General features: G+C 67.9%; 21 protein-coding genes. 8 read left to right on the top strand and 13 right to left on the bottom strand.

The genetic code is table 11. The features are described 5' to 3' along the window. Positions 1-19 precede the first annotated feature (19 nt). From ACFQ91_RS14725 to ACFQ91_RS14760, 8 genes are all read right to left on the bottom strand, one after another. Positions 20-817 carry a helix-turn-helix domain-containing protein gene (locus tag ACFQ91_RS14725; protein ID WP_232623802.1) on the bottom strand — a complete coding sequence of 266 codons (798 nt, stop codon included), beginning with the start codon at positions 815-817 and terminating at the stop codon, positions 20-22. A 38-nt stretch (positions 818-855) separates the two neighbouring features. Next, positions 856-2,370, bottom strand: a complete 1,515-nt coding sequence (locus ACFQ91_RS14730) for a tripartite tricarboxylate transporter permease (RefSeq protein ID WP_198500246.1) — start codon at positions 2,368-2,370, stop codon at positions 856-858. A 14-nt stretch (positions 2,371-2,384) separates the two neighbouring features. Further along, positions 2,385-2,978, bottom strand: a complete 594-nt coding sequence (locus tag ACFQ91_RS14735) for a tripartite tricarboxylate transporter TctB family protein (protein WP_198500245.1) — start codon at positions 2,976-2,978, stop codon at positions 2,385-2,387. Beyond that, positions 2,975-4,039: a tripartite tricarboxylate transporter substrate binding protein gene (locus ACFQ91_RS14740; RefSeq protein WP_232623801.1), complete on the bottom strand. Its 1,065-nt coding sequence runs from the start codon at positions 4,037-4,039 to the stop codon at positions 2,975-2,977. The genes ACFQ91_RS14735 and ACFQ91_RS14740 overlap by 4 nt, the downstream gene beginning before the upstream one ends. A 103-nt stretch (positions 4,040-4,142) precedes the next feature. Then, on the bottom strand, positions 4,143-5,384 hold the full coding sequence (locus ACFQ91_RS14745; protein ID WP_198500244.1) for a CaiB/BaiF CoA-transferase family protein: 1,242 nt from the start codon (positions 5,382-5,384) through the stop codon (positions 4,143-4,145). A gap of 13 nt (positions 5,385-5,397) precedes the next feature. Further along, positions 5,398-6,318 (bottom strand): hydroxymethylglutaryl-CoA lyase, encoded by a 921-nt coding sequence (locus tag ACFQ91_RS14750; protein ID WP_198500243.1) that lies wholly within the window; start codon positions 6,316-6,318, stop codon positions 5,398-5,400. Positions 6,319-6,536: 218 nt separating this feature from the next. Then, positions 6,537-7,073, bottom strand: coding sequence for a dihydrofolate reductase family protein (locus ACFQ91_RS14755; RefSeq protein ID WP_198500242.1), 537 nt, complete (start codon positions 7,071-7,073; stop codon positions 6,537-6,539). A 4-nt stretch (positions 7,074-7,077) separates the two neighbouring features. Further along, a complete protein-coding gene (locus ACFQ91_RS14760) occupies positions 7,078-8,358 on the bottom strand; it encodes a CaiB/BaiF CoA-transferase family protein (RefSeq protein WP_198500241.1) in 1,281 nt (426 codons plus the stop codon). A gap of 227 nt (positions 8,359-8,585) precedes the next feature. On the opposite strand from ACFQ91_RS14760, the gene ACFQ91_RS14765 reads away from it, so the two are divergent. From ACFQ91_RS14765 to ACFQ91_RS14780, 4 genes are all read left to right on the top strand, one after another. Then, positions 8,586-8,867: a hypothetical protein gene (locus tag ACFQ91_RS14765; RefSeq protein ID WP_137826198.1), complete on the top strand. Its 282-nt coding sequence runs from the start codon at positions 8,586-8,588 to the stop codon at positions 8,865-8,867. 74 nt (positions 8,868-8,941) lie between these two features. Next, the gene (locus tag ACFQ91_RS14770; RefSeq protein ID WP_198500240.1) at positions 8,942-9,091 is read left to right on the top strand and encodes a hypothetical protein; all 150 of its coding nucleotides are present in this window, start codon (positions 8,942-8,944) and stop codon (positions 9,089-9,091) included. 6 nt (positions 9,092-9,097) lie between these two features. Then, positions 9,098-10,057: an acetamidase/formamidase family protein gene (locus ACFQ91_RS14775; RefSeq protein ID WP_198500239.1), complete on the top strand. Its 960-nt coding sequence runs from the start codon at positions 9,098-9,100 to the stop codon at positions 10,055-10,057. 111 nt (positions 10,058-10,168) lie between these two features. Beyond that, positions 10,169-11,950, top strand: a complete 1,782-nt coding sequence (locus tag ACFQ91_RS14780) for a hypothetical protein (protein WP_198500238.1) — start codon at positions 10,169-10,171, stop codon at positions 11,948-11,950. Positions 11,951-11,964: 14 nt separating this feature from the next. Here the strand turns inward: ACFQ91_RS14780 and ACFQ91_RS14785 are convergent, their stop codons facing one another. The 3 genes from ACFQ91_RS14785 to ACFQ91_RS14795 form a co-directional block, all read right to left on the bottom strand. Beyond that, positions 11,965-12,906: a universal stress protein gene (locus ACFQ91_RS14785; protein WP_198500237.1), complete on the bottom strand. Its 942-nt coding sequence runs from the start codon at positions 12,904-12,906 to the stop codon at positions 11,965-11,967. Further along, entirely contained in the window at positions 12,903-14,339 is a 1,437-nt protein-coding gene (locus tag ACFQ91_RS14790) for an APC family permease (RefSeq protein WP_198500236.1), read from the bottom strand. The genes ACFQ91_RS14785 and ACFQ91_RS14790 overlap by 4 nt, the downstream gene beginning before the upstream one ends. A 272-nt stretch (positions 14,340-14,611) precedes the next feature. Then, positions 14,612-15,160, bottom strand: a complete 549-nt coding sequence (locus tag ACFQ91_RS14795) for a CGNR zinc finger domain-containing protein (RefSeq protein ID WP_198500235.1) — start codon at positions 15,158-15,160, stop codon at positions 14,612-14,614. 85 nt (positions 15,161-15,245) lie between these two features. On the opposite strand from ACFQ91_RS14795, the gene ACFQ91_RS14800 reads away from it, so the two are divergent. The 3 genes from ACFQ91_RS14800 to ACFQ91_RS14810 are packed head-to-tail and all read left to right on the top strand — an operon-like array spanning position 15,246 to position 17,578. Continuing rightward, the gene (locus ACFQ91_RS14800; protein ID WP_211978396.1) at positions 15,246-16,622 is read left to right on the top strand and encodes an MFS transporter; all 1,377 of its coding nucleotides are present in this window, start codon (positions 15,246-15,248) and stop codon (positions 16,620-16,622) included. Between the two features lie 38 nt (positions 16,623-16,660). Next, positions 16,661-17,026: a helix-turn-helix transcriptional regulator gene (locus tag ACFQ91_RS14805; protein ID WP_211978397.1), complete on the top strand. Its 366-nt coding sequence runs from the start codon at positions 16,661-16,663 to the stop codon at positions 17,024-17,026. Between the two features lie 60 nt (positions 17,027-17,086). Then, positions 17,087-17,578: an SRPBCC family protein gene (locus ACFQ91_RS14810; protein WP_211978398.1), complete on the top strand. Its 492-nt coding sequence runs from the start codon at positions 17,087-17,089 to the stop codon at positions 17,576-17,578. A 36-nt stretch (positions 17,579-17,614) separates the two neighbouring features. Here the strand turns inward: ACFQ91_RS14810 and ACFQ91_RS14815 are convergent, their stop codons facing one another. After that, positions 17,615-18,322 (bottom strand): GntR family transcriptional regulator, encoded by a 708-nt coding sequence (locus tag ACFQ91_RS14815; RefSeq protein ID WP_211978399.1) that lies wholly within the window; start codon positions 18,320-18,322, stop codon positions 17,615-17,617. Then, the gene (locus ACFQ91_RS14820) at positions 18,322-20,145 is read right to left on the bottom strand and encodes a gamma-glutamyltransferase (protein ID WP_344250155.1); all 1,824 of its coding nucleotides are present in this window, start codon (positions 20,143-20,145) and stop codon (positions 18,322-18,324) included. Before ACFQ91_RS14820 ends, ACFQ91_RS14815 begins: the two co-directional genes overlap by 1 nt. A gap of 411 nt (positions 20,146-20,556) precedes the next feature. Here ACFQ91_RS14820 and ACFQ91_RS14825 point away from each other — a divergent pair, with 411 nt between their 5' ends. Continuing rightward, on the top strand, positions 20,557-21,240 hold the full coding sequence (locus tag ACFQ91_RS14825) for a YoaK family protein (protein ID WP_211978401.1): 684 nt from the start codon (positions 20,557-20,559) through the stop codon (positions 21,238-21,240). Positions 21,241-21,305: the final 65 nt, after the last annotated feature.

The following is a 21,305-nucleotide window of genomic DNA, read 5'->3' on the forward strand; positions in this document are numbered from 1 at the left end:
AGTGGCTTCACTGACAGAGTCAGCGGGGCCCGCCGCGGGCCGCCCCGACCGAGAGGCGGGCGATGTCGCGGAGGACGTTGAGCTCCTCGCTGCCGTCGAGCAGCGACTTCAGCTCGGTCGCGGCACTCGTGAGCAGGCCGCGGTAGGCCCCGGCGACGTTGTCGGGTTCGCGGGAGAGCGGATAGGACACGCAGAGCGCGAAGACCGTGGGTCCGACCGTGAAGGCGACACTCGCCGAGGCGGTCCCCTTGACCCGGGCCTGCTTCGTCGCGTAGAACTCCTGCGGGCTGCCCGGCCCGCACAGGGCGAGCGCCGCGGACCCGCCGTCGACGAGCGGGAGGATCGTGCCGACGCTGCGCGTGACCCGCAGCTCGTGGTCGGCTTCGACATTGCGCACGCACACCCGGTCCTCGCCGACGCGGACCCACAGCTGCACGGACTCGCTCGCCCGCGTCCGCAGGTGCTCGAGCACGGAGTTCGTCGTCGCGATGCTCCGTCGCCCGGGGAACGGTCCCAGCCGCAGCAGACCCGAGGGGTCGCGGACGATGAACCGGTGGGTGCGCAGATCGGCGAGCAGCCGGTAGGTCGTCGACTTCGAGTACCCGAGTCGCCGGCACACCTCGGCGGCGGTCAGCGGCGAGTCCTGGAGGGCGGTGAGGATCGCCGCACTGCGGGCGATCACCCCGACCTCCTGAGCCTCACCGACCGGCGGGGCCTCCGCCGACCTGCGGTTGCCGCCGTCGGGCGGGTCCGGGTCCGGCCCGGCGCGCACCTCGGCGATGGGGTTCGCCTCTGCCGTGTCGATGGACCGTGCCATGGGAGCCTGCCTCTCGTGTCTGACGGTGTGCGGTCGGGTCAGCCGACGCTGACGTCGGCGAGGAGCTTCCGCCGGCGCACCCACCAGCGGAAGAGGAACGGACCGATGATGCCGGCGAGCATGAGGATGATGATCGCCAGGGACACCGGCCGGGTGAACAGGGGCGCGATCGAACCGCCGGAGATCTGGAGCATCCGGCGGAAGTTGTCCTCGAGGAGCGGGACGAGCACGAGCGCGAGGATCGACGGCGCGAGCGGGATGCCGCCCTTCTCCATGAGGTAGCCGATGACCCCGAAGATGCCGAGCAGCAGAAGGCCGAAGAGGCTGAACTCGATCGCGTAGGCGCCGATGACGACGAGGACGAGGATCGCGGAGAAGAGGATCTCCTTGGGCATCTTGAGCAGTTTGACGAAGACGCCGACGAGCGGGAGGTTGAGGATGATGAGCGCGACGTTGCCGATGTACATGCTCGCGATGATCGTCCAGATCAGCGCCGAATCGTCGCGGAAGATCAGCGGTCCCGGCTGGAGCCCGTACATCGTGAAGACGAAGAGGAGCAGCGCCGTCGTCGCCGATCCCGGGATGCCGAGGCTGAAGAGCGGGATCATCGCCCCGCCGACGCCGGCGTTGTTCGCCGCCTCGGGGCCGGCCACGCCTTCGATCGCCCCGTGCCCGAACTCGTGCTTCCGCCGCGAGATCCGCTTCTCCATGATGTAGGACATGAAGGATGCGAGCGACGGCCCGACCCCGGGCAGGACGCCGATGATGAAGCCGAGGACCGACCCGCGCGCCCACGGTCCCGCCGAGCGCTGCCAGTCCTCCTTGGTCATCCACTTGTCGCTGCCGAAGCTCTGGATCTCCTCCTTCGCACCGCGCCCGAGGGCGAGGTTGCGGATCGCCTCGGGGATCGCGAAGAGCGCCATCGCGAAGATCGTGAAGTCGACGCCGTCGGAGAGGAGCCCGACACCGAAGGTCTGGCGCGGCAGTCCCGTCTGGAAGTCGAGGCCGATGAGACCGACGGCAAGACCGATGAAGATCGAGATGAGCGCCTTGGCCCGGGACCCCGCCGACATCGTCGAGGCGAGGAGCAGGGCGGTGGCCATGAGGAGGAAGTACTCGGTGGCGCCGAAGTAGTTCGCGAGCTGGACGAGCAGCGGGGAGAGGAACGTCAGCCCGACGATGGCGAGCGTGCCGGCGAGGAACGACCCGATCGCCGCGGTCGCGAGCGCGGCTTTGGCCCGACCGCGGCGGGCCATCTCGTAGCCTTCGATCGCCGTCACCGCACTGGCGACCTCACCCGGGGTCTTGATGAGGGTCGCGGTGATCGACCCGCCGTACATCGACCCGTAGTAGATGCCGCAGAGGAGGATGAGCCCGTGCACCGGCTCCATGCCGAAGGAGACGGGGATGAGGATCGCGATCGCCGAGATCGGTCCGATGCCGGGCAGAACGCCGACGACGGTGCCGAGGAGGACGCCGAGGAGGGCGAAGGCGAGGCTGGCCGGCTGCACCGCTGCGGCGAAACCGCCGGCGAGGTCGCTGAGAGTGTCCATGTCCGTGCCTCCCTCTACCCTAGGATTCCCACGGGCAGGTAGACCTGCAGCCCGTAGACGAAGGCGACGTAGATGATGACGGAGAACAGCACCGAGTAGAGGAGGTTGCGGATCCACTTCTCCGGGGCGTAGAGGCTCGTCACCGCCATGAGGAACGCCGCCGTCGAGAGGAGGAAGCCGACGGGAATGACGATCGCGAGGTAGACGAAGAAGAGCGCGAACTGGAGCACTACCCTGCGGGCCGGCGGGTCCTCGGGCGCGGGGAGGACGACACCCGAGGCGGGTTCGGGCGCCGTGTCGCCGGGTGCCGTGTCTGCCGGCGTCGCGTCTGCGGCTGTCGTGTCGCCGGGGGCTGCGTCTGCCGTGACCCCGTCTCGAGGCACAGCGTCAGCAGCCGCCGCGTCTGCGGCCGCCGTCCTCCCCTGCCACAGGGCCTGACCGGCGAGGAAGAGACCGAGGATGATCAGCCCTGCCCCGACGATCGCCGGGAACGTCCGCGGCGTGACGATGTCGGTCGTCTCCTGGATGGAGAACGTCGCGATGTAGTAGATGACGCCGATGACGGCGACGACGACCCCGGTGACGAGGTCGCGTCTCGTCGCGGTCATTTCTCCGAACCGATGCCGGTGGCTTTGACACCCTCGTCGACGGTGGTCGCGGCCTCCTTGACGTAGGCCTGCGCGTCCTCGCCGGTCTTGAACTCCGGTGCCCACTGGTTCTTCTTGACCGTGTCCTCCCAGGTCGGCGATGTGCTCATCTCCTCGAGCGTCGTCGCCCAGTAGTCGACGGCGGTCTGCGGCATGTCCGCGGGACCGTAGACCCCGCGCCAGTTGCCGAGGGTGACGTCGTACCCGGAGTCCATCGCCGTCGGCACCGTGTCGAAGGGAGCCGCCAGCGGCTGCTGCGCGAATGTGACGAGGGGGACGATGTCGCCGGCTTCGAGCACGGACCGGAACTCGCTGAGCCCGGCGATCGCGACCTTCGCATCGCCGTTGAGCATCGCCGTCGTCTGCTCGCCGCCGCCGTCGTAGTTGACGAAGTTGACGTCGGCGGGCTCGACCCCGGCGGCCTGGGCGAAGAGCGCGAACGGCAGCGTGTCGTCACCGGCTGCGGCGACGGTGACTTTCTGCGGGTCGTCCTTGAGTGCGGCGACGAGGTCCTCGAGGTTCTTGATGTCGCCGTCCTTCGGGCCGACGACCATGAAGTCCTCGACGTAGAGGGTGGCGATGAGGGTGGCATCCTCGGGGCCGTACTCGCACAGTCCCCGCGCCTTCATCGTCTGGCTCGCCAGCGACGTGATGGCGATCTGGTCGTCCTTGCCCTTGTCCTGCTGCATCATCGTCGTCAGCCACGAACAGCCCGTGCCGCCCGGCCGGTTCTGCACCGGCAGCGGCGAGGTGACGAGTTCGTCGCGCTGCAGCGCCTCGACGACGGCGCGCGCGGTCGTGTCCCATCCCGATCCGGGTTCGGCCGGAGCCGTCACCGTCACCGGGCCGCTCGGGTAGTCCCCGCTCTCACCGGGCGGCTGCGCTTTGCCCTGGCACCCCGAGAGGACGAGCGCCGTCGTCGCCACCGCGGCACCGATCCCAAGCCAGCGTCTCCTCCCCCGTCTCGGCGCCGAGGCGGTCGCCGCGCCGCCCGTCGTCCCTGTCCGACGTGTGATCTCCATTGATCGCATTGCCACTCCTTCACCGGCTGCAGTCGCCTGCAGTGTCCTTCCTGCTTCTGTCCGAGTCCGAGCCTGCTTCTGTCCGAGTCCATGACCGCATCACTCATGGCGACTGCACCCTCTCCTCGGTGCGGTCGGGTGCGTGTTCCTCGCGGTCGGGTACGTCGTCATCGCGGTCGTGTGCCGTCTCCGGCTCGCCGTCGCGGTAGATTCCGTTGTGCTCTCCCGGCGCGGGCACGTCGCTGCGCTTCGGCAGATGCGCACCGTCGAAGGTCAGCGGCAGCAGCGGCACGTCGACGCGCTCACCGGTCGGCAGCGCTGTCGCCGCGAGCGCCCCGGAGGCGACGAGGTGGGGGTCGGCGGTGAGATCGGCGGGCGTGTTGACGGGAGCGACCGGGAGGCCGCGCTGCGTGCACTTCTCGACGATCTCGTCGAGGCTGAGGTGGGACAGCGCGGCCTGGAGGACGCGGTGGATCCGGTCGCGGTTGTCAACCCGCCCCTGATTGTCGGCCAGGGCGCGGTCATCGGCGAGTTCGGTGAGTCCGAATTCGTCGCAGAGGTCGCGCCACTGTCCGTCGCTGACGGCGGCGACGAACACCTGGCTGTCGTCCCGGTCGCGGAAGATGTCATAGACCGCCCAGGTCGCCCGGCGGGTGGGCATCGGCCGCAGTGGTTCGTCGCTCAGCTGCGCCTGGGCCATGTGCGTGCCGACGAGGAACGCGTTGTTCTCGAAGAGCGCGGAGTTGACGACCTGCCCGTGGCCGGTCCGCTCCCGGACTCGCAGCGCCGAGAGGATCCCGATGACCCCGAACATGCCGCCCATGATGTCGTTGACGCTCGCTCCCGCGCGCAGGGGCTGGCCGGGCGGCCCGGTCATGTAGGCGAGCCCGCCGAGCATCTGGACGACCTCGTCGAGGGCGGTCCGCTCACCGTACGGACCGGTGAGGAAGCCTTTGAGCGAGCAGTAGATGAGGCGCGGATTGCGCGCGGAGAGCTCCTCGTAGCCGAAGCCCAGGGATTCCATCCGTCCGACGCGGAAGTTCTCGAGGACGACGTCGGCGGAGTCGATGAGGGTGAGGGCGATGTCGCGGTCGACCGCCTCGGCGATGTCGAGTTGGACGCTGCGCTTGTTGCGGTTGAACGCGGGGAAAAGCCCCGAGCCCGAACCGGGCAGGTAGCGGGTCTTGTCGCCGCCTCCGCGGGGTTCGATCTTGATGACCTCGGCGCCGAGGTCGGCGAGGATCATCCCGCAGCTCGGCCCCATGACCATGTGGGAGAACTCGATGACGCGGATGCCCTCGAGCGGCAGCGGTTCGGTGCTCGTGGTCGTGTCCTCTGCGCTCATGGCCCGGCCCCGATCAGCTCGTCAGGCTCGCGGGAACCGCGGGGATCTGGGACAGGCTCGAGGTGAGGTCGTGGCCGACGGCCGCGGTCAGCGGCGCGCGGACCTGGGCGAGCGCGTCGACGTCGATGCCGGTGGCGACCCCTTCGCGGTGGAGCAGGTGGACGAGGTCGTCGGTGCCGATGTTGCCGGCGGCACCGGGGGCGAACGGGCATCCGCCGAGGCCGCCCATCGCGGCGTCGAAGTTCTCGATGCCGAGGTCGAGGGCGGTGATGACGTTGGCCATACCGAAGTTGTACGTGTCGTGGAGGTGGAGGCTGACCGGCTTGCCGGGGAAGGCCCCCATGACCGCCGAGGTGTTCGCGGCCACGAGCGAGGGGTTGGCGTTGCCGATGGTGTCGGCGACCCCGATGCTGTGCGCGCCGGCGTCGACGAAGGGACGGAGGACCTCTACGAGGCGGCCTGAGTCGGTGATGCCGTCGAAGGGGCAGATGAAGCTCACGGCCGTGGTGATGTCCCAGCGGAGTCCGTGCTCGGTGGCGTAGTCGGCGGCGGCGAGCAGGCGTTCGGTGGCCTGCGCGATCGGGGCGTCGGAGTTCGCCTGCGAATGGCCCTCCGAGGCGGAGACGACGAGTTTGATGTTCTTCGCCCCGGCGTCGACGGCCCGCTGGGCTCCCTTGAGGTTGAAGACGAGGGTGAATAGCTCGACGCCCTGGTCCTCATAGGGTTGGAGGCGGCGCAGCACGTCGTCGGTGTCGGCCATCTGCGGGACCTTCTTCGGGTTGACGAAGGAGCCGACTTCGAGCTGGGTGAGGCCTGCGGCGATGAGCCGTTCGGCGAGTTCGACCTTGACGTCGGTGGGCACGATGGTCGACTCGATCTGGAGACCGTCGCGCAGCGTCGTATCGAGGATGTGGACCGCGGTCGGCCGAACCATGAGACTCCTTCGGGGTGGCTCCCGGTCAGCGGGACGGCCGGCCGGAATGCCTGGTACTGCACGCCTCGTCGCGTGCTGGTGTCAGGATTACCATAGCCCTGCGCACACGGGGAAGACGCAGCGGTCGGTATGTGAGAGCTAACGGGAAACTCATCGTCGCAGTTCCCGTTCTTCGGGAAAAGGCTGCGACGCTCGGCGTCTGGGCCGGTCGGCCTCGCTCAGCGTCTCGGGCGGTAGTCGAGGACGACAGCGCCGGATCCGAGCTCGGACCGTCCGATGAGGTCGAGGTCGAGTCGCGGCTCGAGGCCCGCGAAGAGGTAGGGTCCGTGGCCGGCGACGCGGGGGTGGATGACGAACTGGTACTCATCGATGAGTCCCAGCTGCGCCAGCGCTGCCGGCAGAGTCACGCCGCCGACGGCGATGCCGTCGGTCGAGTCGGCCTTGAGGCGTTCGATCTCCGTCCTCAGGTCACCGGTGATGAGCCGCGAGTTCCAGCCGACCTCGGTGCGGGTGCGGGAGACGACGAACTTCTGCGCGGCGTTGATCGCCTGGACGAAGGGGTCGTCGGCGATCTCGGGTGCGGGGTTCTGCCAGGCCGCTTCCATCATCTCGTAGGTGGTCCGGCCGAAGAGGAGACCGTCGGCGCGGAGGAGGTTCTCGGCGTGATGGCGGTGGAGCTCCTCGTCGACGACACCCTCGCGGTGGTCGACGCAGCCGTCGATGGTGACGTTGATGGCGTAGCGCAGCGCGGCCATGGGCTCAGTCCGCGTCCGTCTGTTCGGTGGTGCCGCCGCCGTCGTCGTCCGGGCGGTTCAGTCCGAGCCAGGCGAGGACTTCATCGGTGTGTTCGCCGAGGTCGGGGCCGAGGTGATCGATCGGCAGCGAGGCGGTGCCGATGACCGGGGTGATCCCGGGGAAGGCGACGTCGGTCAGCGTCTCCTCGCCGGTGGAGACGTCGAGGTGCTGGATCATTCCGCGGGCGCGCAGCTGGTCGTCGGCGACGAGGTCCTCGGCCGTGTAGATCGGCCCCGCGGGCACCCCGGCGGCGTCGAGGACGGCGACGACGTCGTCGACCTCGCGGGTCGCGCACCAGGCGCCGATCGCCTCGTCGAGTTCGTCGCGTCTGGCCCACCGTCCGGCGTTGGTCTGCAGGTCGGGGTCAGCACCGAGGTCGGGGCGGTCGATCGCGGCCATGAGGCGGGTGAAGATGCCGTCGCCGTTGCCGGCGATGACGACGGACTTCCCACCGGCGCAGAGGTAGCCGTTCGACGGTGCGATGCCCTCCATGCGACCGCCGGTGCGGGTCCTCACCTCGCCGAAGGCGGAGTAGTCGGGCACGAGGGACTCCATGACGGAGAACATCGCCTCGTTGAGCGCGACGTCGACCGTGCGGTCGGCCAGCGGGCCCTCTCCTTCGAAGCCGGTCTCGGATCCGACGACCGCCTCGGCGGCTCCGTGGATCCTCTGCTGCTGACGGTCGAAGAGCATCATCACGGCGCCGAAGGCCGCCTGCATGCCCGCGATCGAATCGCCGATCGAGACGCCCACGCGCACGGGCGGGCGATCGGGGTCGCCGACGAGTTCGCGGAAGCCGGAGTATCCCTCGGCGACGGCGGCGAAGCCGGGTCGGGCCGACAGCGGGCCGGTCTGACCGAATGCGGAGATGCGCACGAGGATGAGTTCGGGGTTGACCTCTTCGAGGACGTCGGGGCCGATCCCCCACTTCTCCAGGGTGCCGGGTCGGAAGTTCTCGAGGACGATGTCGCTGCGGCGCACGAGTTCGAGCACGGCCTCCCGCCCTGCCTCGGTGCGGAGATCGAGGGTGACGGACTTCTTGTTGCGGTTGATCGTGCGGTAGAGCATCGACGTCGTGCCGGCCGCCAGCCGCCAGTTGCGCAGTTCGTCACCGGTGCCGGGACGTTCGACCTTGATGACCTCGGCGCCGAAGTCGGCGAGCATGCGCCCGGCGGTCGGCGCGGCGATGTAGTTGCCGAGTTCGAGGACTCGCACACCGTCGAGCGGGAGGCGTCTGGTAGTCATGGGTGGCTCCTGTTCTCGGGCGGCCGCGACAGGCGCCGCCGGGCGAACGATGGTCGCTTGACCTCCCATGGTGCCAGGTCATGGTCGCGGGCGCGGAGTCCTGCGTGTCCGCAAACTCAGAGTTCGATGAGTATTGCACAAACCTCCTTGCCGAATTGGAGGAGACGGCCAAGACTGACGAACATGTCGCACAGTGCGACGGTTCGACACCAGAGAAGGAGTGGGACATGACATCGGAGAACTTCGGCAACGGCGGCTTCAACTCCGAGCAGGGACAGGATCCGCAGGAGTCACAGCAGGGCCATCCGGGTCCGGGCAGCCAGTCCGAGTTCGGCGAGCAGGACACCGGCGGGCAGCCGCAGGGCGACCGCGGCGGCGTCGGCGGCCTCGACGGACAGCAGGCGGGCCGACCCGAGGGCGACGGCCTCGGCGACGGGCAGGACCGTCGACGCCTCGAGGAGAGCGAGGACGAGGGATTCGGCGGGACGCAGCAGCCCGAGACCGACTGACGTCGCGCTTACGTGATCCGGGGCTGTGCCGACGATCGGCACGGCCCCGGATCACTGAGTGTGGAGATAGCCCGGTGATCTCGGAGGGCACCTTGATGCATGGCTTCGTGCTGATCGACGGCCTGGCATGGCTCATTCTTGGCGCCATCGTATTCTTCATCTATCGCAAGAAGGGTGCCGGGATCTCAGCACCCTTCCCAACATCGCTTTCACAAGGAGGCTGAGTGACCATGCCCGACTCACCAACCCATCTCCTGGACAGATCCTTCGGAAAACCGGCATTCGACGCCCAGGCCGAGCCTGCTCTGACCATCCGTCCGGGCACCTCGGAGACGATCGGATTCGAAACCGACGACGCGGCCTATGCGCAGATCCATGAGCGCGGCAGCCTGGAGGCGGTCACGGCACCGATCAACCCGGTGACCGGGCCGGTCTTCGTCGAGGATGCCGAACCCGGCGATACGCTCGCCGTGACCATCCACCGGATCGACCTCGGTGACTACGGGTGGTCGGTCTACCTGCCGGGGACGGGCGCCCTTGCGAACAGGATGGGAGGCGAGACCAGAGCGTACCGGATACCGATCAACGGCGCCGAGGTGGTGCTCACGGATTCGCTCACGGCGCCCGTCGAGCCGATGATCGGGTGCATTGGAACCGCACCGGCGGTCGGGACAGGCTCGACGATCATGCCCAGCTACGGATTCGGCGGGAACATGGACCTCACGGATGCCAAGCCGGGCTCGACGGTCTACCTGCCGGTCGAAGTTCCCGGCGCCCTGCTGAGCATCGGCGACATTCATGCGCTCATGGCCCGGGGAGAATCCTCATTCGTGGCGATCGAGGCGCAGGGCACGGCCATCGTCTCCATCGATCTCCTGCGCGCCAGAGACCACCAAGGGTCGACGATGACGAATCTGCGCGCGCCACGGATCGAGACCACCGATGAGTGGATCTTCGTGGGACTCGGCGACCCGGTGCAGGAATCGATCGCCCGCGGCTACGAGGACATGTTCGACTTCCTCGTCGGAGACCATGGCTGGTCGTCAGCCGATGCCTACGTGGTCATGAGCGCGTTGGCCGATTCCGAACTCGGCGGTCCGACCGGATCCACCGCGCCCGACCCTCTGCACCCGATGACTCCGAAAGGAGCCGTCACCGTGCATCGACTCCCCAGATCGGTGCTCGGCTGATTCCCTTGTCCCCTCACGCCGAACCGGAGCACCAATTCGCAGGTCACCCGGACGCGAGCCGGTCCCCCCGAAGTCTCGCATCTGCCCGCCCCGATCGCGTAGCGTGTGGGCATGGCCCGACCTCCTGGACCCCACGGCCCCGCGGACTTCGACCTCATCCGCATCGTTGCCGAGGCAACCGCCGATCCGACCGATCCGGTCCCGCTCCTGCAACTGGCGAGCACGTTGGTCGCAGCGATCGTCGGCAGCGATGGTGAGGACACCGGGACCGACCTCGACTTCCGAGAGGCCAACCGGATCAACAGGGCAATTCCCGATGTCGGCGACCTGAGCAGGCTCCAGGACATCGCCTTGTCGATGCTCGACCCTGCCGGTCAGGAAACCGAGTCGCTGGTGCGCATATGGGCGGAGATGATCGACGACGAACTGTTCCGCCGACGCATCAGACGGCAGCTGCCACCGGCCGATCGCCGGGAGCCCGAATGGGTCCGACGCATCGACGAGGTCACCCCGCGCAGGGCTGCGGCGATCGTCTCGCCCGTGCTCATCGAAGAGACGATCGTCGTCGAGATCAGCACGGCGGCCCGGTCGTGCACGCTCGCCATCGGCATCGAACGCAGCGGGGCCCCGTTCATCGAGGACGCCTACCTCACGCCCGAGTCCTTTGACACCGTGATGTCGGGAATCGCCGTCAACCCAGAGATCGACGTCGACCGGGTCGAGCTCAGCCCTGCCGATGCGCGGGCTCGAATCATCGAGGCCCTCGACATGAGCGACACCATCATTCCAGCACCGGCAACCGAAACCTGGCCTGGCACCCGCGCGATGTTGACCTGGATGCTCAGACTCATGCCCACCGGCGGAATCGGGTACGACCTCAAAGAGTGGACGCCCGAGGAGATCAAGGAGATCGCCGACGACTTCGCCGCCTCGCCGTGGGCCGCAGACCTCACTGGGGACGAGCTCAGGCACGCCGACTTGCTCCTAGAATTCCAGGCGAACTACGGCAACAACGATCCTCTGCGCTGGTCGGGCAGCTTCACCGACCGCATCCTCCATGATCTCTATCCCCGCAAGGTCGTCGCCGATGACGCATATATGCTGTCGATGCCGACGACCTTGACAGCGCTCGTCCAGTACGCCAACGAACGCTCCGGCGTCGATCCCGGCTTCACGCAGAATGCCTTGAACGCTATCGAGGCAGGACGTGCCGACTACGTCAGCCTCGTCACCGGACGGGCGGAGCCTGACACGATCGGCTTCCCCTTCGCCGAGCTGCCGGACGGTGTCGATCTGCCGCCGGAACTCATCGACGCACTGCAGGCGCGCTTCGTCGCCGACGAGCAGTTCGCGACACGGCAACTCGCCCTTCTCGAAGAGACCGTCGGGGGCAGAGCCAACCTCGATTCGCTCACCATCGACCCGCTGCCGACCGAGGATTTCGATGCCACGGGCATCCCGGACGATGTCGTCGATCGGCTCCGCCCTCTTCTGCCTCAGGTGACGACAACGGCACAGGAGTTCTTCGGCGACCCGGAGTTCGCCACCGTCGCCTTCCGCATCCTCGCCGAGGTGGCCCGCCGTGAACCGACCGTCTTCCGGCGCCGGTTCTCCGATCCGGCGCTGCTCGCGGCACTGTTCTGGATCGCAGGGGAAATCAATGAGACATTTTTCGCATCGACCGCGGGTCGCACCCCGTTGCGCATCAAGGACCTGCAGAGCCACCTCGGTGCGAAGTCGGCGCCGAGCCAGCGGGCTGACACCCTTCTTGCGGCACTCGGACACCCAAGAGGCCCCGGTTCCCGAGTGCACATCCCCGATCCCCGCCTGCTGACATCGACATTCCGCGCCGAGCTCCTCGAACGCCGCGCCTGGTACCAATCCGAATACTGACGCCGCGGACCGGACTACCCCTCCCCGCCGAGGTCCGTGCGGTCGCGCGCCTGGGACATGTAGCCGGCCTTGGCACGGCGGGGAACGACGACGACGGGGACCGGGGAGTTCTGCAGGATCCGCATCGCGTGGCTGCCGAGTGACACCCGCTTGAGGGTGCCGAGCCCCGAGGACCCGAGCATCATCACCTCGGGATGCTCCCAGCCGATGCTCTCGAGCGCGGCCGCCCAGTTCGGGCCGGTGCCGATCGCGACCTCCGTCTCCCCCGGGTTGATGTGGAGCTGGTCGATCGAGCAGAGGATCTCATCGGTGTCGCGGCGGACGACCTTCGTCCACTCGTCGACGATCCCCGCCTCGGCGTTGAGCCCGATGCTCGCCGCCGACAGCACGCGCGAACGCGGAGCGAACGACGCGATGCGGAAGGGCACCCCGGTTTCCTGGGACACGAACGCGGCACCGAGGATGAGCTCCGCCGAGGTGGTCGACCCACTGTAGGCCGCCGTGATCCGCTTGAGCTTGGCCCCCGCCTCGGCGCGGAATCCCATGGGGGCGAGGACGACGGGCAGCTCCGCACTGTGGAGGAGGCCGTTGGTCACCGAGCCGAGCGTGATCCGCCCGTCCCTGCCGTCGGCGGCCGAGCCGACGACGAGCCGGTACGCTCCCACGCGACGGCAGACCTCGAGCAGACCGCGCCGGGAGGAGCGGGCGGCGTGGACGACATAGTCGGTACTGATGTCGTCGGGAACGAGCGGGCGCACCTCCTCAAGAGACGCCTCGGCGACGGTGCGGATGTAGGACTGGAACTCCTGATCGATCTTGTCCCGGTTCGGCGGCCATGCCGTCGAACTCACCGACACCAGCGTCAGCGACCTGCTGTACGAACGGGCGAGGACGACTCCGAGTTCGACCGCCGAGGTATTGTCCTGACCTGGGGCGACACCGACGACGATGCTCATCGCTGACCTCCTGCGGCATCGCGGTCGGCCGCGGCCATCTGCTTGCCGAGGACCGAGCTCTTGCGGCCGAAGACGAGGTAGAGGCCGATGATGACGGCGGTCCACACGACGAACACGACGATCGTGATCGGGCGCAGGCTGCTGATGATCCACAGGCAGCCGAGGATCGAGAGGATCGGCAGGACCGGGTAGAAGGGCACCTTGAAGCCGCGTTCGAGGTTCGGTTCGCGCACGCGGAGGATGATGACGGCGAGCGCGACGACGACGAAGGCGACGAGGGTGCCGATGCTCGTCATCTCGGCGAGGAAGTTGATCGGGATGAAGCCGGCGAGGATGGCGATGACGACGGAGACGACGATCGTGCCCTTGACCGGGGTGAGCGTGCGGGGGTTGACGTCCTGGAAGAGCTTGGGCATCATCCCGTCGCGCGACATCGTGAAGAGGATGCGGCTCTGACCGTAGATCGAGACGAGGGTGACGCTGAAGATCGAGATGACAGCACCCGCGGCGACGACGGTGCCCGGCCACGTCGAGCCGACGATGTTCTCGAGGATCGCCGAGAGCCCCGCGTCCTGCCCCTCGAACTCCTCCCACGGCTGTGCGCCGAGGGCGGCGACGGCGACGAGGACGTAGACGGTGGTGATGATGAGCAGCGCGGAGATCAGCGCCTTGGGCATCGTCTTCTTCGGGTTCTTCGTCTCATCGCCGGCCGTGGCGACGGCGTCCATGCCGACGTAGCTGAAGAAGATGATGCCGGCACCGGAGACGACTCCGGAGAGGCCGAAGGGGGCGAAGTTCGCGAAGTTGTCGGAGTTCCAGCCGGTGAGGCCGACGACGATGAAGAAGACGAGAACGGCGACCTTGATGCACACCATGATCGTGTTGACGACGACCGATTCGCCGGTGCCGCGGACGAGGAGGAAGCAGCACATCGCGAGCAGGAGGATCGCGGGAAGGTTGACGATGCCGCCTTCCTCGGGGGCGTAGGCGAGCGCATCGGGGATCTGGAAGCCGAAGAGGTTGAAGAGCAGCTGATTGACGTACTGCGACCAGCCGACGGCGACGGCGGCACCGGCGACGCCGTATTCGAGGAGGAGACACGCAGCCACGCCCATCGCGGGGAGCTCACCGAGGGTGGCGTAGGCGTAGGAGTACGACGATCCGGAGACGGGCACGCTGCCGGCGAGTTCGGCGTAGCAGATCACCGCGAGACCGGCGACGACGCCGGCGATGACGAACGACCAGATGACGGCGGGACCGGCGACGGGCACCGATTCGGAGAGGATGAAGAAGATGCCCGTGCCGATCGTCGATCCGACGCCGATCATCGTCAGGGAGAAGAGTCCGATCGTGCGCTTGAGGTCGCTGCCGGCCTCCTCACTGTCGCGCGGCACCGGTTTCACTCGGAAGAGCTGTTGTCGCAGAGAGCTCATGACTGTCCTTCCCGACGTCGTCGTCGTTGTTGCAGGGCGCGACGCCGAACCGCCGATCGGTCACAGCAGGCCGCGCAAGTCACTTCTGTTCTGCAGACCTTAGCCGACCGCGGCCCGCTCGGCGGGCGCTGGAGGCGAATTGATGCGATGTCCCCGCGGGTCGGCTCAGTTGAGCGCCGGTTCACGATCCGTCAGCGGACGCCACCGCAGGTGCGGATCGTCGACCAGCGCGTCGTCCCGCAGCCGACTGCGCCGCCGCATGATGGCCGAGCTCAGCCCGATGTCTTCCGGTAGTGCCGCAGGGCTTTGTCGCGCCCCCCGCACGTGCGCATCGAACACCACCGTCGACTTCGGTTCCGCGAGGTGTCGACGAAGAGCCACTGGCAGTTCGGACACGATTTGACTCGGTCGAGCCGAGGACCGTTGAGCTCCTCGATGGCGGATTCAGCGAAAAGCGCGGTGAGAGATTCTGCATCCCAGACATCAGGCCAGGCTCGAGCGATTCCGGTGGATGTCGGCGCATAGCCGTACCGCGATAGCCCCGCCGCGTGAGCCTCGGTCACCGCGTTGAGTTCAGCCACAGGGATATCGACGTCGCTCACGACCGCCGTGAAGACGGCATGGATCTTCTCGCGCAACGACCGCAGGCTGGCCAGCTCGTCTCGGGTCAATCGCTGCACCGGCCCCAGTCCGAGCGTCTGCGCCCATGCCTCGGCGGTATCCACGTCGCACAGCCAGTCCCGGTCTCCACCGTCCTGGCGGTTCGGCACCGAGTTCACCAGCTCGAAGCAGTGGGCGTTTCCGACATGCTCGAAGTCCATGCGCCAACTTTACCACTCACAGACTCTTGACTGGTTAGGACGTTCGGAGAAGACTTGACCTTCAAACGAGATTTAGGTGGTTAGAATGCGCGCATCATTTCGATGGCTCTGGGCAGGCTCGGGTGCCGCCAACCTCGGTGACGGAATCACCGTTACCGCACTGCCGCTCATCGCCGTGGCCGCAGGTGCCCCGCCGGGGCAGGTCGCACTGGTCACCGTGTCAGCGACGATCGCCTGGCCCCTCTTCGGACTCCACGCTGGATGGCTGGTCGACAGAGCCTCTCCGGCAACGCTGCTCGTCACCGTCAACGTCGCACGAGTCCTTGCATTGGCCGCTCTTGCCGTCTCGCTCACCACCGACTTCGCGACCTTCGCCTTCACAGTCGGAGCCGCGTTCGTCTACGGCGTCGCAGAGACACTCGTCGACACAGCCCTGATCTCCACCGTCCCCCGAACAGTCGATAAGGGGCAGCTCACCGCGGCCAACAGCAGGCTCGAGGCGACGATCAATGTCGCCAACCAGCTCGCAGGACCCCCGCTCGCCGGGCTCCTCATCGGACTGTCGGGCCTTGCGGCCACCGCAGTCGGGTCGGGTCTCTACGCGCTGGCGGCGATAGCCGCGGTGGGATTGGCGATCACGCTCAGCAGCGACAATCGCCTGGCATCGAATCATCCCTCCCGACTTCCGGCCGCCTCCACCGCCGATGACGCAGGAAAGGATCACGGACAGCAATCAGCCGGCAGCACCACACCTCCGCGCGGAGTCCTCGGCGGAATGCGCTTCCTCTGGAACCATCGGCTTCAGCGCGAACTCACCGTGCTGACGGCCGCCATGAGTGTGGTGTGGGGCGCCTGGACATCGGTCTTCGTTCTCTTCGCCGTGTCACCCGGCCCCCTCGGCCTCTCGCCGGCAGCGTACGGCCTGCTCCTCGCGAGCATGGCCGGTGGCGGCATCGTCGCTTCGATGCTGACCTCGCGGCTTGAACGACTGCTGCCTCCTGCCGCCCTCCTCTTCGTTGACACCGTGGGCACTGCGGGCCTCGTCCTCCCGGCTGCGCTCGGCGCCCCCGTTCCGGTCATCGCCGCCGGAATCATCATCGCGGGCGCCGGGTCGACAGTCTGGCGGATCATCGTCTCCGTCGTTCGCCAGCGGACGACACCGCTGAACCTGCTCGGTCGCGTCTACTCGGCGTCGCGGGTCATCAGCTGGGGCGCTCTGCCGCTGGGAGCCGGATTGGCCGCGATCGGCGTCACGTCCCTGGGCGTGCAGCCAGTGCTCTGGATCGCCAGCGGTTTCGCCATAGTCGTGTCGCTGTGGTTCGCCGCGCGCCTGCCGAAGACAGCGACCCGGATCAACATCGCTGCCTCCGAACCTCAGCGCACGAAGGCTAACCCTTTATTCAACCAAATGGTTGACAACAGGCCGGCGCAGTCCTACCGTTGCAATCAACCGAATGGTTGAGAAACTGTTCACCGTCGACTGCAGCCGGAGGAGGTGCGGTGACCGACCAGCTGTCGAAGGTGTTCGCGGCACTGTCGGACCCCACTCGCAGGGACATCGTCGCCCGGCTCAGCGTGGCCGATGCCACGGTGAGCGAACTCGCCGAACCCTACGACGTGAGCGTCCAGGCGGTGTCGAAGCATCTCAAGGTGCTCGAGGACTCGGGACTCGTCACGCGCTCCCGCGATGCCCAGCGTCGACCGGTCCACCTCGAGGACAACGTCTTCGATCTCATGACGAAATGGATCGAGCGATACCAGCGCCAAGCCGAGGAGCGCTACCAGCGCCTCGACGCGGTGCTCGACGCGATGACCGCGGACGAGGACGGGGAGGACGCGAACCCGGGGACCGCCTCGGCGAGCTGATCTCCAGTACGACCACACCACAGGAAACGACCGACCGACACTGATGCAAAGGAGCATGACATGACCACCGACACCGATTTCAGCACGACGAGGATCGAGGCGCCCGAGGGCGTCCAGACCGTCTCGATCACCCGCGATTTCCAGGCACCGCCGGAGAAGGTGTTCCGGGCGCACGTCGACCCGGAGCTGTTCATGCAGTGGAACGGCCCCGCCGAGACCACGAACACGATCCGCGCATGGGATCCGACGACCGGCGGGAACTGGAGCTACGTCTCCACCGACGACAACGGCGAGTACGGATTCTTCGGATCGTTCCACGATGTGCGCGAGAACGAGCGCATCGTCCAGACCTTCACGTACGAGGGCTTCCCCGACGCCGTGAGCCTCGAGATCCTCACGCTCACCGACCTCGGCGACGGACGCACCCGGCTGAGCTCGACGGCGATCTTCGACTCCGTCGAGTCCCGCGACGGCATGGTCGCCTCCGGTATGGAGACCGGAATCGTCGAGGGTTATGACAAGCTCGACGCCCTGCTCGCCGAGGCGGGGTGAGCAGAGGAGGCATGCCCGGGACCGCTCCCGGGAGAGTCAGCTGCCGGCGGCAGGGCTCTCCCGGGAGCGGTCGGCGGCCTCGGCCACCATCGCGAAGTACGCATCACGGCTCCGGCAGACGTGGATGGACATGAGGTCAGCGGCGGTTGCCTCCTGACCGGCGTCGACGGCGGCGAGGATCCCCCGATGCTCCGACCACGCCTGCGACCCGCGGGTGGTGACGTTGAGCGAATACAGCCATTCGATCTTGCCCGAGATCTGTCGCAGCAGGCTGGTCAGTGACAGGCTTCCACTGAGTTCGGCGATGGCGAAATGGAAGCGCATGTTGAGTTCGGCGAGCGCGTCGAAACGCTGCTGCGCGATCACGGCATCACCGTCGTCGAGGATCACCGTGATCTCCTTGCGCACCCGAAGCCACTGCGCATCGGTCGCCCCGCCGCTGCTCTGCGCTGCCGCCCGCTTCGCCGCCTTCCGTGCTGTCGCGGATTCGAGGACGTTGCGGATCTCGAAGAGGTCCTCGGCGTCGTCGACCGGTGAAGGGGCGACCACGCTGCCGACGTACGGCCGGGATTCGACGAGCCCTTCGGATTCGAGCGCCCGCAGCGCCTCGCGGATGGGGATGCGAGACACCGCGTAGTGGGTGGCGAGCGCCGCCTCCCGCAGCTTCGTGCCGGGTGGGAGCACACCGGCGATGATGTCGTGACGCAGCAGCGCACCGACGGCGGCGGCACTCGAGCCGCTCATCATCGCCCCGCCGCGTAGCCTTGGGCACCGCGCGGATTCGCCGCCGCCGCGAGCGTGCCCGTCGTCGGTTCGCGGGTCACACATGACAGCCGGCCGAGCTCCCAGTCGCCGGCCCGTGTCACCGCGTGTCCGCGCTCGATGAGTCCTGCGATGACGTCCTCGCCGAGGCGGTCCTCGACGACGGCGCCCGCCGGCACCCAGGTGCGGGGCCAGAACGAGCCGGCCAGCGCCGTCGTGTGCAGAGCCGGAGCGTCGATCGCCTCTTGGGGCGCGTATCCGCCGACGAGCATGCGGAGGATCATCAGCAGCTGCCACTGCTCCTGCTGGTCGCCGCCCGGGGAGCCGAGCGCGATGATCGGCTGCCCGTTCTGCGAGATGAGCGTCGGCGTCAGGGTCGTCCGCGGGCGCTTGCCCGGCGTCAGCGCCGACGGCGAGTCCGCGTCGAGCCACGTCATCTGCAGGCGCGTGCCGAGGCAGAAGCCGAGTTCGGGCACGACCGGCGACGACTGCAGCCACCCTCCCGACGGCGTGGCGGAGATGATGTTGCCCCAGCGGTCGACGACGTCGATGTGGCAGGTGTCGCCGTTGTTGACTCCGTTCTTCTGGACGGTCGGCTCACCGATTCCCGCTCTGCTGAGCTCCTCCCGGTCCGCGCCTTCGGGGACGAGCGGCGGGGTGAACGTCGGAGCCTCGCCGGCCCGGTTCGGCCCTGGTCGGAACTCCGCCGAGGCGGTGTCGGCGATGAGGTCGCGGCGGCTCGCGGCATACTCGTCACTGAGCAGCCAGTCGAGGTCGACAGCGGCGTCTCCGTAGTAGGCGTCGCGGTCGGCCATTGCGAGTTTGAGGGCTTCGAGGATCGTGTGGGCGCCGATCTCCGTCGATGGGTCGAGGCGGTCGTCGTCGAATCCGTCGAGGATCGTCAGCGCCTGGAGCAGTGCCGGTCCCTGTCCCCACGGTCCGATCTTCGCGATCTCATATCCCCGGAAGTCGATCGTCACCGGCGTCTCGTATCCTGCGTCGAAACCGGCCATGTCAGCGACTGTGAGGACTCCGGCGTGGTCACCGCCGGTCGAATGGCGGTGCGGGGTCCGCACGAACTCGGCGATCGCCTCGGCGACGAATCCGGTCTTCCACTCCGTCCGGGCGGCACGGACCCGCGCGGCCCGGGCCTCCGCGCCTTCACCGGGGGCAGCACTGTCACCGGCGGCGATCAGCCGTCGGAGCACCTCGGCGTAGGCCGGGTTGACGATGATCTCTCCGGGTTCGGGAATCCGGCCCTCGGGCATCCACAGCTGCGCCGAGGTCGGCCAATGGTCGGTGAAGAGCTCCTGCACCCGTTCGATGGTTCCGGCGACCCGCGCGAGGACGGGGTGCCCGTTCTCGGCGTAGTCGATCGCGTAGGCGAGCACCTCGGCGAGCTCCCAGGTGCCGTGGTCCTCGAGGAGGGCGAGCCATGCGTCGACGGAGCCGGGCACGGCAGCGGCGAGGGCACCCGCTCCGGGGACCATGTCGAGCCCCTCACCGCGGTAGTGCTCGATGGTCGCAGCCACCGGAGCCGGGCCCTGGCCCATGAGGATCTGTGGGGAGGACGGGTCATCGGCCGTGGCGAACACCCCCGTCATGTCACCGCCGGGTCCGTTGAGGTGGGGTTCGACGACGTGGAGGACGAAGGCTCCGGCCACCGCAGCGTCGAAGGCGTTGCCGCCGCGTTCGAGGACGGCCTGCGCCGAGGCGGTCGCGAGCCAATGCGTCGATGCCGACATTCCGAAGTGGCCTTCGAGCGTCGGGCGGGTCGTGAACGCGGCGGGCGCGGTAAAGGTCATATCGGTGTTCCTCCGTGGAACCGGTGGCGCGTCGGGAATTCGGCCTTGAGGCCATCGTAGGCAATCGGGAGATCGTTTCCGGCCTTCCGTTTGCATACAATCTATCGACGGTTATGCTTTTTGTATACAAACCCAATGGGTCTCCCGCACCGTGGGAGACCCGTTTCGGGCCGGTTCCCAGCCGGCCCGCGTCTGTGCCCGGCACTGCGCAACTCGCAGGCACCGCGCCAGTCGAAAGAGCCGCGTGCTCGGCCGGCCATGACCTGGCCGAACAAGTGCCGGCTCAGCAATGAGACGACAACACGTACGACTCACCCTCACCCCCACGCGCGTGCGAGAGCACGCGCGTGGACCCCTCCCGGCAGGCGGACCCGCCCCTGCGCGTGGACCCCTCCCGACGAAAGGGGCGCAATGAATCGCCGCCTCGACCTCGCGATGCTCCTCGTCCTCACCTTCTCGACAGGGATGGTCGACGCGATCGGCTATCTCGGATTCGACAAGATCTTCACCGCGAACATGACCGGCAACGTCGTCATCCTCGGCATGGCGCTCACCGGCGCCGACGACCTGCCCGTCCTCCGCCCGGCGCTCGCGCTCGCCTTCTTCATGGTCGGCGCGGCACTCGGCGGACGGATCCTCGGCCGTCGCGGCGAGGCCTGGCACCACCGGACGACGCTGATCTTCACGCTCGTCGCGCTCGGCTGCGCGGCGCTGTCCGTCTACGTCGCCGTTGTTCCCGATCCGGCTCTCGGGGCCGCCGGCACGATCTTCACCTCGGCGCTCTCCACGCTCATGGGCGCGCAGGCCGCCGCGGCACGGCGGATGAAGATCGCCGACGTCACGACCGTCGTCGTCACCTCGACGATCGTCGGTCTCGCCGCAGACTCTCGGCTCGCCGGCGGCGACAGCACGAACTGGATCCGCCGTGGCCTCGCCGTCGCGCTCATCCTCATCGGCGCCCTCGCCGGGGCCGCCTCCCTGCTCATCAACCAGTGGATCGGCATCGCCCTCGTCGCCGTCATCATCGCCGTCGCCGCGGTCATCGGCCACCGTGCGATGCATCGCCGCACCCTCGCCGAGGCGGTCGCCGCCTGATCCGCGCAGGCCGGGTTCGTCGGTCGCAATAGTGAAAGGCGGGCCGGGCCGCAGCCGTCACCGTG

It is taken from the genome of Brevibacterium sp. NPDC056726, assembly GCF_042790515.1.
GTDB lineage: Bacteria > Actinomycetota > Actinomycetes > Actinomycetales > Brevibacteriaceae > Brevibacterium > Brevibacterium sanguinis.

What these genes read in the sequence shown, in the direction of transcription:
- ACFQ91_RS14725 (WP_232623802.1), bottom strand. Translation starts at nt 817, where the DNA reads ATGGCACGGTCCATCGACACGGCAGAGGCGAACCCCATCGCCGAGGTG.
- ACFQ91_RS14730 (WP_198500246.1), bottom strand. Translation starts at nt 2,370, where the DNA reads ATGGACACTCTCAGCGACCTCGCCGGCGGTTTCGCCGCAGCGGTGCAG.
- ACFQ91_RS14735 (WP_198500245.1), bottom strand. Translation starts at nt 2,978, where the DNA reads ATGACCGCGACGAGACGCGACCTCGTCACCGGGGTCGTCGTCGCCGTC.
- ACFQ91_RS14740 (WP_232623801.1), bottom strand. Translation starts at nt 4,039, where the DNA reads ATGGAGATCACACGTCGGACAGGGACGACGGGCGGCGCGGCGACCGCC.
- ACFQ91_RS14745 (WP_198500244.1), bottom strand. Translation starts at nt 5,384, where the DNA reads ATGAGCGCAGAGGACACGACCACGAGCACCGAACCGCTGCCGCTCGAG.
- ACFQ91_RS14750 (WP_198500243.1), bottom strand. Translation starts at nt 6,318, where the DNA reads ATGGTTCGGCCGACCGCGGTCCACATCCTCGATACGACGCTGCGCGAC.
- ACFQ91_RS14755 (WP_198500242.1), bottom strand. Translation starts at nt 7,073, where the DNA reads ATGGCCGCGCTGCGCTACGCCATCAACGTCACCATCGACGGCTGCGTC.
- ACFQ91_RS14760 (WP_198500241.1), bottom strand. Translation starts at nt 8,358, where the DNA reads ATGACTACCAGACGCCTCCCGCTCGACGGTGTGCGAGTCCTCGAACTC.
- ACFQ91_RS14765 (WP_137826198.1), top strand. Translation starts at nt 8,586, where the DNA reads ATGACATCGGAGAACTTCGGCAACGGCGGCTTCAACTCCGAGCAGGGA.
- ACFQ91_RS14775 (WP_198500239.1), top strand. Translation starts at nt 9,098, where the DNA reads ATGCCCGACTCACCAACCCATCTCCTGGACAGATCCTTCGGAAAACCG.
- ACFQ91_RS14780 (WP_198500238.1), top strand. Translation starts at nt 10,169, where the DNA reads ATGGCCCGACCTCCTGGACCCCACGGCCCCGCGGACTTCGACCTCATC.
- ACFQ91_RS14785 (WP_198500237.1), bottom strand. Translation starts at nt 12,906, where the DNA reads ATGAGCATCGTCGTCGGTGTCGCCCCAGGTCAGGACAATACCTCGGCG.
- ACFQ91_RS14790 (WP_198500236.1), bottom strand. Translation starts at nt 14,339, where the DNA reads ATGAGCTCTCTGCGACAACAGCTCTTCCGAGTGAAACCGGTGCCGCGC.
- ACFQ91_RS14795 (WP_198500235.1), bottom strand. Translation starts at nt 15,160, where the DNA reads ATGGACTTCGAGCATGTCGGAAACGCCCACTGCTTCGAGCTGGTGAAC.
- ACFQ91_RS14800 (WP_211978396.1), top strand. Translation starts at nt 15,246, where the DNA reads ATGCGCGCATCATTTCGATGGCTCTGGGCAGGCTCGGGTGCCGCCAAC.
- ACFQ91_RS14810 (WP_211978398.1), top strand. Translation starts at nt 17,087, where the DNA reads ATGACCACCGACACCGATTTCAGCACGACGAGGATCGAGGCGCCCGAG.
- ACFQ91_RS14815 (WP_211978399.1), bottom strand. Translation starts at nt 18,322, where the DNA reads ATGAGCGGCTCGAGTGCCGCCGCCGTCGGTGCGCTGCTGCGTCACGAC.
- ACFQ91_RS14820 (WP_344250155.1), bottom strand. Translation starts at nt 20,145, where the DNA reads ATGACCTTTACCGCGCCCGCCGCGTTCACGACCCGCCCGACGCTCGAA.
- ACFQ91_RS14825 (WP_211978401.1), top strand. Translation starts at nt 20,557, where the DNA reads ATGAATCGCCGCCTCGACCTCGCGATGCTCCTCGTCCTCACCTTCTCG.